8 protein-coding genes are annotated in these 13640 nt (G+C 53.8%); all 8 read right to left on the reverse strand.

Features of this window, described 5'->3' with window-relative positions:
- Window position 1: 1 nt before the first annotated feature.
- The gene (locus tag Pla144_RS09150) at window positions 2-1285 is read right to left on the reverse strand and encodes a class II aldolase/adducin family protein (protein ID WP_391580962.1); all 1284 of its coding nucleotides are present in this window, start codon (window positions 1283-1285) and stop codon (window positions 2-4) included.
- 66 nt (window positions 1286-1351) lie between these two features.
- On the reverse strand, window positions 1352-1546 hold the full coding sequence (locus tag Pla144_RS09155; protein WP_146450309.1) for a hypothetical protein: 195 nt from the start codon (window positions 1544-1546) through the stop codon (window positions 1352-1354).
- Window positions 1547-1591: 45 nt separating this feature from the next.
- Entirely contained in the window at window positions 1592-3022 is a 1431-nt protein-coding gene (locus Pla144_RS09160; protein WP_146450312.1) for a hypothetical protein, read from the reverse strand.
- 38 nt (window positions 3023-3060) lie between these two features.
- Window positions 3061-4350 (reverse strand): L-rhamnose isomerase, encoded by a 1290-nt coding sequence (locus Pla144_RS09165; protein WP_146450314.1) that lies wholly within the window; start codon window positions 4348-4350, stop codon window positions 3061-3063.
- A 220-nt stretch (window positions 4351-4570) separates the two neighbouring features.
- Complete coding sequence (locus Pla144_RS09170) at window positions 4571-6913, reverse strand: BNR repeat-containing protein (RefSeq protein WP_197530523.1); 2343 nt, start codon at window positions 6911-6913, stop codon at window positions 4571-4573.
- A gap of 27 nt (window positions 6914-6940) precedes the next feature.
- Window positions 6941-8788: a hypothetical protein gene (locus Pla144_RS09175; protein WP_146450316.1), complete on the reverse strand. Its 1848-nt coding sequence runs from the start codon at window positions 8786-8788 to the stop codon at window positions 6941-6943.
- A 10-nt stretch (window positions 8789-8798) separates the two neighbouring features.
- The gene (locus Pla144_RS09180) at window positions 8799-11273 is read right to left on the reverse strand and encodes a hypothetical protein (protein ID WP_146450318.1); all 2475 of its coding nucleotides are present in this window, start codon (window positions 11271-11273) and stop codon (window positions 8799-8801) included.
- Window positions 11270-13546 carry a BNR repeat-containing protein gene (locus tag Pla144_RS09185; protein ID WP_146450320.1) on the reverse strand — a complete coding sequence of 759 codons (2277 nt, stop codon included), beginning with the start codon at window positions 13544-13546 and terminating at the stop codon, window positions 11270-11272. Before Pla144_RS09185 ends, Pla144_RS09180 begins: the two co-directional genes overlap by 4 nt.
- Between the last annotated feature and the right edge of the window lie 94 nt (window positions 13547-13640).

Raw genomic sequence — 13640 nt, forward strand, 5'->3', positions numbered from 1 at the left:
CTCAGTTCAGGTTAAAGGCCGTACCATGTTCGTTGATGACATCGCTTGACATGACTGACACTTCGCCGATCGCACCGGCGTTGATCACAGCTTCGGCAGTCGACTCAAGTACTTCCAATCGGTCGAAGGCATCCAATACCGTTGAGCCTGTGACGAGAACTCCGTCATTCTGCAAAATGGCAGCTGGGTTCTTAGCGCTTACGAAATCGGCGATACGATCATCGTCGCGGTATTGGATCCCGTATGGCACTCGCTGGACGTCTCGCAAGAAAACGTAGCTTTCGGGGATTGTGCGTACATCTAACGACTCATTCGTCACACTGAAGGCTGTTGCGTTGACCGGATGAGCAAAAACAATTGCTTGCACTTGCAGATGTTTCTCATAGATTGCTTGATGGGCCCGTGAAGCTCGGCTTGCCTGCTTTCCAGATTCTCTCTGGTCACCTTGAACCAAAACAAGGTCTTCCACGCAAAGTTTCTCACGGTCATTCTGTGTCGGCGTGATTAGAAAGGAGTGATTGTCTACGCGTGCAGAAAAGCTGCCCTCTGTGCTGATGAAAAGTCTTTGTCGGCATCCGCGTTGAACGAATTCGCAAAGTTGCTTTCGTAGTTCTAGTTCGTGTGCAGATGCCGCAGCTGGGGCGTAAGAAACAAAATCCACACCACGAGCGGCTGCTTGTTGCAATTGGTCGTCATTTAGAAAACGAACTTCTCCCAATTGATTCGCTTTTACGAGTATTTTTCCTGCAAATTCAAACGCCTCGAATCGCTCGAAAGCACGAGCCAAATCAGGACCACCAACAATCACGCCATGGTTTTCCAGGATTACACTATCGCATCCGGCAGAGAATGTGCCAGCAATGCTTTTTCCAAGTGCTTCGCTGCCAGGACACGCGTAGGGGGCAAATCCGACTTCGCCGCAGACACTATGCGCCTGAGGAAAGAGACGAGTGTTTGGTGACTGCCGACAGATGCTAAACGCCACCAGCGCGACAGGATGTGCATGAACTATCGCATGAATATTGGGGCGTACTTGATAGATCGCCTTATGGAACGGAAACTCGGAGGAGGGTGGATGCAAGCCATCGATCGTGCCGTCGGCACGCACGCAGACAATGTCGTTGCGTGTTAACTTGCCTTTGTCAACACGTGCCGGAGTTACCCAAATGTCGCCGTTGTCGTCACGAATCGACAGATTGCCTCCTGAAGTTGTTGTCATGCGATAGCGGTAAATGCGGTCCATCGTACGTATGATATTGTCTCGTGGATGGATAAGGTTTCGCATTTTGCTCACGCCAACATCCCTTTCTCTCTGGGAGAGACCTTACTTCTCCAAAAAATCAAAACGACTTCAAATTTCGACTTCTGTCGCATCCACAGGTAATCTTCGGCTCATCCAAACCGGTGTGGCGATGAACCAACCAATAGTACCGGCCAGCGCAGACCATTTGACAACGTCGAGGCCAATCGCACCGGTGAAGTACAGCAAGCAAGGAACAATAACAAAACCAAGCGATATCAGAGAAGCAATTCTGACCGTATTCATTTCAGTTCCATTAGTTAAGACTCGGCTGCATAATCGCATGATGAATTACGATGAAGTAACAGCAGAATCTTGCGTGATCTTGCTGAGAACGAGATACAGCATTCCGCACGCGAACCAGCAGGGAATCACAGCGTATGCAGCAAACAAACCATGTTGAAAAATCAGATAAAGCCCCACTGCAACCGGCAATAGCCACGCGATCATCACCGCTATGCTGACTTGCATTCCGCTATGAATAGCGTACTCCTCACGAAGTCCAAGCTTCTTCATCAGGTAGAAGTCGACGAAGATGACCGCTCCCATAGGGCCAAGCACAGTGCCGTAGGTTCCAACGAACCCAAGCAACTGAGCCGACAAGTTCGGGAAGGCCCCGGCGATGGTTGCGACTGCGCCGGCAACCAACGTCATTGCTGTGCGTGAGCTTTTTGGTAGCACGCCTTGGAACGCCAATCCGGCGCGATAAATCGTCGGATTCGCGGTGGTCCAACCTGCGATGACCACACAAATAATGCCGGTCCACCCAAGTGATTGGAACGCAAGCAACCCGGGATTGGCATTGATCTTGCCGTCTGATCCTAGAGCTAACTCGGGCTGGAGCTTGATGAGCGCCGCCAGCATCAACGCGGCAGCTATCCACGCCATGTAATGCCCGAGGAACATGCCAATTGCTGGCGCCCACCCGGATGCTTTGCTGCGAGCAAAACGGAAGATGGAGAGGTCAGCCATTCCCAAGTGCATCGCTCCATTACATAACCAGGCGAAGACAACAATCTGCCAGAATCCAAACTTCTGCGGGCCATTTTTCTCTTGTACGAAAGCAATTGCGTCCGTCCAGTACTTGCCTTCCGACAGGGCACTCAAGTTGGTTGCTTCCATTAGTCCCAGCGAGACGATTCCGCAGGCTGCGAATACAACAATCATCCAGGGCGCAGCAATATTTGCAATGCAGGCGACCGTTTCGTATCCCCCTGCGGCAACCACCGCGATAACGACACCAACAATCGCAACCAAGACTGTGAATGAAGGACTACTCAAACCAAACATGTCGGCTGGCACATGGAAAGTGATCTCAAACGGCACACCCACTGCGGATGCGGAAACGGTCACCATTGCTCCAGCCAGGAAACAGAACAGTAGTCCGTTCACAAGGTTGTAGAACTTGACCAGCGAGCTGCCGGCGATGCGTTCCAGTTGGTAGTACAAAGTCAATCTCTTGGTCACTGCGATTGGCACCACCAAAAAACGCCAAGTCAGAACCGATAAGAGATTTCCTAGGAGCAACCCCAAGATCAAGTCGGATAGGCTGGCACCGGCTGCCAGAAACAAGGGCCCGATCATAAACTCTGTGCCCGCCGCGTGTTCCCCCGCGTACATGCCCCAAAACTTGCCCGAACCCAAAAGAGCTGAGTCTGGCACCGGTTCACGTTCAAATTCCCTGCCTGAGCTTGAAGTTACTTCTCTCACGAGTGCTGCCATGGTTGGTGATTCGTTCCTAACTCATTGGTGTGGGGAAATCATACTTGCTGCGCGTGCATCCCTGGACTTCTTTTGCTTTGCACGTCGGCCTCGTACTGCCGCACTTTCTCTAACCAATGTGCACCAATCGGAACATCGGCTGATTGGCAGTAGTAATCCCACACAGCGCCTATCGGCATTGTTTTTTGCTCTTCCATCAAGGCCAATCGGGCTGTGTAGTCACCGTCTCGCTCAAGCCGTTGCAGCGTTGCGGTCGGTTCCAATAATGCAGCGAGCAAAGCCTTCAGTGCGTTACGAGTTCCGATCGCCCATGCGGCGACACGATTGATGCTAGCGTCAAAGAAATCTAGTCCGATGTGTACTCGATCCAAGTAACCACCACGCACAATCTCCAGCATGATCGCTTGAAGTTCATCGCTGTAGGTCACTACATGGTCGCTATCCCAGTGAACTCCACGACTGACATGTAGTAGCAGCTCTGGGACGAATATCAAAGTGGAAGAAATCTTGTCTGAGATCACCTCGGTTGGATGAAAGTGTCCGGCGTCAAGACACAAAACTTTGTTTCTCGAAATCGCGTAGCCCATGTAGAATTCGTGAGATCCCACAACGTAGCTTTCGCTACCAATGCCGAACAGTTTGCTCTCAACCGCATCTAGCGTGTGACTTGGCGACAGAGGCTCTGCGAAGATTGCGTCCAACGACGCAGCCAATCGTTCACGTGGCGCCTTTCGATTTGCCGGGGTGTCCTTGTATCCGTCGGGCACCCAGAAATTGTTGATGCATGGGTTGCCCTGCGCTGCGCCCATTGCTGCGGCAATCTTGCGACACGCGATTCCGTGGTCAATCCAGAAATGTCGGATGCTTGGATCGGAGTGCGCTAGCGTAAACCCGTCAGCCGCCTTGTCATGCGAGAAATAGCTTGGGTTAAAGTCCAAACTCACCCCCTGGCTTCGTGACCAGTCAATCCAATTCTGAAAGTGTTCGATCTCCATTTCGTCGCGACCGACCGGGCCGTTGAACTCACCGTAGAGGGCGTGCAAATTCAATCTATGCCTACCAGGAATGAGTGAATAAGCCAACTCCAGATCGCTCTGAAGTTCTCCCGACGTCCTAGCGCGTCCGGGGTAATTACCCGTGACCGCAAGCCCGTTGCCGAGATTGCCAACGTTTCCTTCAAATCCGGCAACGTCGTCACCCTGCCAGCAGTGAATCGAGATTGCAACAGATCTCAATCGATCCAATGCGGCTTCGACGTCCACTCCAAGCGAATCATATTGCTCTTGCGCGAGTTGAAAAGCTGCCTCGATATTGGTTGTTTTGCTCATCGAATTCCAGAGGTACAGGTTGCTTTGGTGGTCATCGAAATGACCGATATCTTTTTGCGTAAGGTGGAAATGCGGACACTAATCGCTCCGATCACAACGTTGTCGATTCCACCTTAGGATCCGAGTTTATAGCAGCCATCGACGTCTGTTTCGCCGATGGACGGTTGATCTACCAGGATACCACCTTGCGATGCAAGGGCTGAAAGGTGACCGGAAACACTCATTGGCGTCGACTCCTTAAGAACGCAATACCGATTAGCATCAACAGCAAGTTATTTGGCTCAGGCACAGTTGCTGATGAAGCACTCAGTAGCGAGGGGGCACCGTAATTATTTTGCCATGCTGCAAGCCCAGCGAGTGTGCCATCGTTACGCTGCCACTCCAGGAAGTCGGCCCCGTCGACATCGCCGTCGTTGTCGAAGTCGCCGGAGATTAAGTGAACCACGGCAGTGATCGCGACGTTGTCGATCCACAGATCGTGGCCGCCGGAACCATCACCGTCTCCACTCGAGAAAGCCAGCAAAAAATCGACGCTGCCACCCACTTCGAGTGTGTTGTCGGCAAGTCCTAACAAGGAATGGCTGATGTCGTCATGAGCATAGTTGTCCCAGGCACCAGCAACGTGAGTGATCTCGTCGTCGGCGGATGTGTAAATCACGCCGTTGGATATATCTCCCGAAGCAACGCTCAATTCGTAGGCTCGGGCTGCCTTGGGACGGAAGGCGTAGGCATTAAAATGAAAGCCGTCTAATTCCAAATCTTCCGTGCCGTTGTTAGTGATCGTGAAAGTGATCGTGCCGCCGGTGGTAGCGTTAGGCAACTCCAGGTTTTCATTCTGCACACCATCCCCGGCTACAGTGCTTGCTGTTGGGGGGCCCGCAAAGGTTCCCCAATCACCGTCAGCACTTGCGCCCCGCCCGTCAGTTGTATGCCAATTGAGCCCTTCAGTGGTCGTCACAGCTGACCCAGTAACACCGGCCGCAGTTACGGATGCAGTGGGGGTAGCACCACTATCCCAGGTGGCCCAGCCGGCGATGAGAGTGCCGTAGGTAGGCGGCTCAGGTACGACGGTTCTGAATTCAAGAATGTGCAGTGGGCTCCCGGTCGGATTGGTAGGGTGACTGCTCGTGGCTTCTTCTTGAACGAAAATTGACAATATCCCTTCATCAAACAATCGCTTGTTGTCTAGCAACGGTGTGCCTGTGTAATTGCGGGTTTGGTCTCGGTAGAGAATCTCCCAGTCTGCATAACCGCCCGTGATTTTCTCCGCTCCGGCGATGACTAGGTCGTCGCTTTGGGTGTAGAGACCGAAAAGATTGCCCTGGCTATCCACACCGATCCTGGGGCGTTCTCCTACCGGTGTGTCCACGGGTAATCGGTTAACGTCCCAAACACCTGTCAATGGGTCACGGTAATAATGGTGGTAAGCGGAATCACCCGTGAAGAAAGTCCCATCACCCGGCTGCCACTCAAAACCCGGTTCTTGTCGACGGTGATACATCAGCACGTGAACGCCACCCTCATGATCGACGATCTGCCCTTGTTGGTTGATCAATGCCTGGCGACGATCAAGATCGACAACCTCAATGCCAGGAGAATTTAATGTGATCGGTGAGCTATTTGTCCCTACTTGCACATCCGCATTATTCCGCCAGGTAACTCCCTTGTCATCACTATAGGCGTACATGATGTCATGATTTCCATCCTGGGTGCCTTCACGCCACGTCCAAGTCGTATGTAACCTGCCGGTACTGTCGGCATGGAATCCGTTGTGGTAAGAATTGCGATCGTTCGAGGGATTATTATTGACGTCGTCATAAGTTTGGTTCGTTGATCTTCCCTTAGTCACAAACCGAGTATTACTCCATTGCCCCGTTTGCGAGTTGTAGTCTGCTATTCTGTGGTCTCCGTTACCGCTGCCGTAATCGCGATAAGTAAAGACCAGATCGTCGCCTACGTTGGTAAATCGGGGATAAGTGACTCGTGGGATTGTAGAACCACCTACGTTCAGTGAGTTTCGCTCCGAATTAAAGATCGAACTGTTCCAAACGCCTCCGGAACTTGTTGCGACACCGGTATTCGTGGTGGCATAGCGTAGCCCATCAACGTGGTGATCGAAGGACAAGTGGATTCGTCCGTCGCCGGAGATGCCCATAGAAATTACATTGTGAGAATCCCAGTTCTGGTTTCCATGGATCATGTTGAAACCGGTGTCGATGGTTTCCCACGTGTTACCACTCAAATCCCGACGCGCGATGTAAATATCCTGATTGGCACCATTGTGATACCAGCTGGCGTACTGATAGCCCTCGTGCGTGATGAGGGCCTCCTGCTGAAACGGTCTGCCATTAATTCCCGTACTGAAGTTTCCTCCCGTGGCCAACACCAATGCATTAGAATCTGGTGACATATCGAACAAAGGACTAACGCTAAGCTGCGCTGTCGCTTGAGGGATCGACTGACAAATGAGAAGACCGATGAAAAAGCTCATTGTGCTGGCTGGTAACCTCCGAATCAGATAAAGCGGACCCGATCTTGTTACAACTAAATTTTCATTGCTCATACTATGTTGCCTCTTCTGCATGAAAAACTACCTTTTCGCTCTGTTACACTGAAACCTGTCTGACAACAGGCTGAAAATGATGCCGATAATAACTAGCATACTCGCATTGGGTTCAGGAATCGCTGCTGCAGAAGCAGCCAGCATTGCCGGGGCACCGTAATTGCTTTGCCATGCCGCGAGACCAGCCGGAGTGGCATCATTGCGCTGCCAAGCCAAGAAGTCGGCCCCATCGACATCGCCGTCGTGGTCGAAGTCGCCGGGAACGCCGAGGGTCAGTCCGGTTACCCCAACATTGTCCAAAAACAAATGATGACCACTTGCCGTCGTTTCAGGAGCTGTTCCTCCGGTGAAACTCAGGCGGAAAGTAACCGTGCCATTCGCCTCCAGCGTGCTGTCAGCCAAGCCCGTGAGATCGATGCTCTCATCGTCTTGGATGGGTCCTTGATTTACGGTCGCCGTTCCCGTTGCCAAAAAGCCTGCAGTAATGTCACCCCCTGCCAGCACTTCCAGTTCCCAGTCTGTCGCGGCATTCGCACGAAAAGCACCTAGGTCAAAATGAAACCCGGTCAGGGCCTTTGCGGTTCCCGTGGTGTCTGTCAGCGTAAAGTCGATGAACCCATCGAAACCGTTCGACAAAGTCACACCATCAGTCGGGAGGACAACAGAGGAATCGGCCCCAGTAGGACCTAAGGCTCCATATTGCCCGTCGCTGCTGGCCCCATTTTCGACAGTAGCATTGTTAAAGTTGAACCACGAGCCTCCTGCCTCAGGCGTGCCGACCGCTTGGGCCGTGACTCCAGTAGCTTGGGTGGCATTCCAGGTATCGGCGGCAACTTCGCTCCAAGTCTCCCAACCAGCGATCAGAGGGCCATAGTCAGGCGGCATCGGCTCCATCACGTCCCGCACAAAGCTGTCGGCAAGGGCGTTGGTTGGGATGCCGGTGCGTCCCTCGAATAGGGGTCGTTGTTCGATCAGCGAGAGCGCGAGGCTGGTGAGCGAATCGGTGTAGGACGTGCCATTAGAAGTTGTCTCTGGGAGGTAATCATAATTGTCGTTGTAGGTGACCGGCAGAAAGACCAGTCGGTCGGACTGCATGCCGTTCTCATAGCCGAGCTCTTGGCCAAGTTTGACCGCTACGCGTCGCGTCGAGGCATACTGCGTCATCGAGTTTTCAGAGCGGGGGATCTGCAGGATGACGTCTTTGTTGATCGTATTGGGATTGGTCCAGAGCCAGTTCAGCAGTGTGGTCTTGTTGTTGGAATTGTTGAGAAAGTCATCGGCGCTGCCCTCAATCATCACGTGATCGACCAGCGAGTTCGCACTCCAGTTTTGATTTGCCTGGCTGAAATTGCGAGCGTTCCACATGAGACTGATGTCTTGATGACCGTTGGTGTCCAGCCAGTCGCGCATATACTGCACCTCGGTTTCCGTCCAACTATAGTTATATTGCGTACCTTGGTAGGTGGTGGCATTGTCGTAGAACATGAGGTGATCGATGTCGTAATTAAATATGTTCGCAAGTTGGAACTGATGCTGCAACTCCGCTTCAATCTCATCAAACACCAGTTCATTGACTTGGCTAGGGTTACGCGTCAATGACGATCGAGCGATCTCGGTCATCGTGTTACTGACGTGGCCCACCTGCCCGAGGATCGTCCGCCAGTCATCGTTGCTGGCGGGATTGGTGTCGTCAGGCGCACGATTGATGTTCACTCCGTCCAAGAGGCTGGCCGTCAGCGCCCAGTCGCCCAGATTGCTTGCCACAGACGATTCCATCAGGTGCGTACCCATCCAGACTTGGTACGCCTGCGAGCGGGTCGCCCATAGGCCGAGCAGCATCGTGGCTGCAATGATTGGCTGTTTTTTCACTAGCATGTAATTCGCCCTACACGGATGTGATTCCTAACAATGCCAATCTCGTTCCGAATTTCCTGTAGCTCCTCTTAGTTAGGAGAATGGTTGCTAAGAGAAGCTGTAGAATCGTACTCGGTTCAGGAATCGCTGCCGAAGAAGCAGCCAGCGGTGTCGGCGTGCCATAATTGCTTTGCCATGCTGCGAGCCCAGTGGGTGTGCCATCGTTACGCTGCCAAGCCAAGAAGTCGGCCCCATCGACATCGCCGTCGTGGTCGAAGTCACCGGGGATTACGTCAACCACGGCAGTGATGGCGACATTGTCGATCCAGAGATCGTGGCCGCCGGAACCGTCACCGTCTCCACTCGAGAAAGCCAGCAAAAAATCGACGCTGCCACCCACTTCGAGGGTGTGGTCGGCGAGCCCTAGCAAGGAGTGGCTGATATCGTCATGAGCACTGTTGTCCCAGGCACCAGCAACGCTGGTGATCTCATCGTCAGTTGAGGTGTAAATCACACCGTTGGTGATAGCACCACTAGAGACGCTTAATTCGTAGGCTCGGGCTGCCTTGGGACGGAAGGCGTAGGCATCGAAATGAAAGCCGTCCAAGTCGAGGTCACTCGTGCCATTATTGGTGATCGTGAAGGTGATCGTGCCGCCGGTAGTCGCGTTAGGCAACTCCAGGTTTTCATTTTGCACACCATCCCCGCCTTCGGTGCTTGCTGTTGGGGGCCCCAGGAAGGTTCCCCACGTACCATCGTTACTAGCGCCCCGCCCGTCGACAATATTCCAAGCTTGCTGTTCTGTGGTCGTCACGGCTGACCCGGTGACCCCTGGCGCAAGGACGGATGCGGAGGGATTGGTAGCACTATCCCACGTATCCCAGCCCGCGATCAGAGTGCCGTAGGTAGGCACTACTGGTGGCTCGGGCACCGTGAGATACCGCAGTTGGGGACGCAGGGATTCGTCTGCGTCGTTGCCTGAGGCGAATACCCAGCGCTGGTTGCTGTCTTCGTTAGTGTTCGCACGCAGGAAGACGTACTCGCCTGCGCCTTCCCCGCCGGCGTATTGGTCGTTGAGGAAGGAGAGCAGGTTTTTGTTGCCGCCTGAGTTGCTGTAGAAGGGCGCGTTGAGGTCCATGTCCGGCCTCAAAAAGCCTTCTTGGAGCAGGGTCGCGTTGGGGTCAGGGGCGCCGGTGAGCCCGTAGTAGTCGCTGTCGAGGATCTCCGCCGTCGGGCGCCGATCGAGTCCGTAGAGAGCAGCGGTGACACCGTTTTGCGTTGCCGTTTGGGTGAGGAAGCCCTCGAAGTGGGCCGACAGGAATGGGTCGTCGACCTCACCGAAATTCGGGAGCTGGAACGGGATCACCGCCGCCCGGTCATAGGGGGCAGTGCCGGTCTGGCCGACTTCCAGGCTGGCGTTGTTCACGACGAAGCCCAGGTTCGCGCCATCGACCACGTTGGTGTTCTTGTCTCGCCGCAGCGAGCCGTCGGCTGCGGAGGCGATTGCCTCCGGGAGCTCGAATCGCTCGGTACTGGCCGCGAAGTTTGCCGGCAGCTCGCCCATGCGGCCCTCGAAGTACGGCCGCTGTTCGATCAGCGACAGCTGAATGCCCGGCATCGTGTCTGGGTAAGCGCTGCCGTTATTAATCGTTTCGGGCAATTGGTCTATGTTATCTCCGTAGGTGACCGGCAGGACGACCAACCGGTCACTCCGGACGCCATCGACGCCGAGCACATTCGTCATCTCAAGAACGGCTCGTCGTGTTGCTTCGTACTGCGTCAGGTTGTTTTCCGATCGCGGGATCTGCAGGTAGAGTTCTTTGTCGCTGTTAACCGAGCTGTTCCAGAAGGAGTTGGCCAACGTGTTGACGTTGAAATGATTATTCATGAAACGGTCAGCGCTGGCCTCGATCAGCAAGCCATCGATGAGCGGCAAAGAGGCGAAGTCAAGGTTGCGAGCGGCGTTGTTGGCCGCGCGCCAGAGGATCCTAGTATCATGCTGGCCCTGAGCGTCCAGCTCCTCCCGGAAGATTTGAATTTCGGTTTCGGTCCAGGTGTACAACACATCGTCGGGGCCCCGCTCGTCGTAGAGCATGAACTCGTTGAGCTGCGCTCCGTCTTGGCTAGATACTTGTAACGAATTTTCGATACTATCTGCGATGGCCGCGCGGCTAGCTTCATCGACCTGGGTTCGAGTGACTTGAGATCGGGGCACGCCGACCAGGGTATTTTCGACGTGGTTGATCCGACGAATAACGTCTTTGCGCTGGGCTCCGGTTGCTTGTTCGGTGCCGTGTGGCGAGCGGTTGTAGTTGAACCCGTCCACCCAGGCAGCCGTCCGAGCCCAAGTGGTTGGTTCGGTAGCCAACTGGCTCGACATCCTGTGGGTGCCCATCCAGACTTCGTATGCTTGCGAAGGAGTCGCCCACAGTCCGAGAACCATCATTGCTGCAATGAACGATTGTTTTTTTACTATTACGCAATTCGCCTTACGGATGTGATTCATAGAAGTGCCTTTCTGGTTTCAAAATTCCTGTAACCCCTGTTCGTTAAGAGAATGGTTGCCAAAAGAAGTTGTAGAATCGCACTGGGCTCTGGCACCGTTATCGATGAACTAGCCTGCAATGCCGGCGTGCCATAATTGTTTTGCCAAGCCGTAAGCCCACCTGCCGTGCCGTCGCTGCGCTGCCACTCCAGGAAGTCGGCTCCGTCGACGTCGCCGTCGAAGTCGAAGTCCCCCGGAATACTAGCCAGCTCCGAGATGGCAACATTGTCGAGCGCCTGATGAGCATTTGATGCCCCAAGCGTACCCCCTGTGAAATTCAGGCGGAACGTGACCGTTCCATTCGCATCCAAGGTGTGGTCAGCCAGCCCGGTGAGGTCGATATCAACGTCATGCCAAGTAATATTCGCGGCGTCTCCGCTCGCCACCGTTCCCACGGTGAGATCGCCTGAGACCACTGACAGCTCCCACATATGAGCAGCGTCAGGCCCGAAGGTGGCGGTATCGAATTGAAAAAGGGCTAGGTCTCTATCGACTCCGCCTGTGTCAGTCACAACAAAATCTATGGAACCATCTTCACCGAAGACCAACCTGTATCCATCCGTACTTTCATCTGTCGTTGCGTCGGCCACAGGAGTATCCAAGGTTCCCCAGGTCCCGTCGGTGCTGCCCTCGGTAAACAGGCCAAACCCATTGTTGTTGCCCATGTTGTTGGCGGTCGTGCCCGTGGTGTTTCCATCGGTTACCGTTGCCGCTCGAACCCCAGTATGAGACCAGCTTTCCCAGCCGGCGATCAGAGTGCCAAAGGTTGGCGGTGGTGGTGGGATAATGATGTTGTATTCAAGCACATGCAGCGGGCTACCGGTCGGAATTTCCGGGTCACTTGTCGGAGCTCGTTCTTGTAGAAAGACCGACAGAATCCCTTCCTCTGTCAAACGTACACGGTCTAGCAACGGATCGCCTTCAAAATTCTGAATATCTTCTACATAGAGGATATCCCAATCTGAATAGCCGCCCACGGTATTCTCCGCGCCTGCAATGATTAAGTCGTTTCCGGAGGTATAAATGCCGAAAAGATTGCCATCCGGATCGACTCCGATCTTGGGTCGGGCGCCTACGGGCTCGTCCACGGGCAGTCGTTTGACGTCCCACACACCGGTCACAGGATTCCGGTAGTAATGGTGGTAAGCGGAAACACTCCCTTCGTAGGTGCCGTCACCTGGTTGCCATTCAAATCCGGGTTCCTGTCTGCGATGACGCACCAGCACGTGGACGCCACCTTCGCTATCGACAACCTGTCCCTGCTGGTTGATCAACGCCTGCTGGTAGTTGAGATCGACCACTTCAATTCCGGGAGAGTTCAACGTGATAATGCTGCCCAGGTTGACGCCGTCATTGTTGTTCCACGTTTGTCCATTGTTGTCACTGAAAGCGTAGTGAATGTCGTGATTGGCATTCGATGAGTTTTCGCGAAACGTCCACGTGATGTGCATCCTTCCCTGGGAGTCAACGTCGACCCCATTCAGGTACGCATTGCGCTTTGGGGAAGGATTCCCGTCTATGTGGGTATATGTTCCGATTCGTCCATCGATAAACTTGCGTGAATTGTCCCACAGACCCGTTTGTGCATCGTAAATGCCAATATAGTGGTCACCGTCGCTGCTAAAGCGATCACGATAGGTAAAAATCAGATCATCGCCCACATTGGTGAAACGGGGATAAGTGACTGCGGGGATCGTAGCGCCGCCTACGTTCAAGGAATTGCGTTCCAGCTCGAAATTCGCCTGGTTCCAAACGCCACTCGAACTCGTGGCGAAACCGGCGGCTGTGGTGAGGTAACGAAACTCGTCAGCGTGCTGATCGTAGCTAAGATGAATTCGTCCATCACCGGATATCCCCATGGAAATGGAATTGTGCGCATCCCAACGCCTGCTTGGTAAAACGGCCGTCGCGTCTCCGTTTTCCAGGCCGTATCCCGTGTCAATCGTTTCCCAGGTAGTACCGCTCAAATCGCGACGCGCCACAAAGATGTCTTCGTCGCTCGAGCCATTGTGGTACCAAGCCGTAAATTGATAGCCCCCGTGCGTGATCAGTGCTTCTTGCTGAAATGTGCGGCCATTGATCACGCGGGCGAAATTACCGCTCGTGGGCAACACCAACGCATTCGAGTCCAGCTTCATATTGTTCAGAGGTGTGACGCTAAGCTGTTCTGTCGCTGCAGGGGTCGCCCAAAGGCCGAGAAGCAACGTGACGACAAAAAGTACCTGTTTTTTCATAAATGCCGGTATAACCCATGCGGTTCACACTGGAACTTGCCCCCACCCATGCACTACGCCTCAGTAGGGTGAAAATGGACAAAAAATGTCCTAA

The organism is Bythopirellula polymerisocia, from assembly GCF_007860015.1.
Lineage (GTDB): Bacteria > Planctomycetota > Planctomycetia > Pirellulales > Lacipirellulaceae > Bythopirellula > Bythopirellula polymerisocia.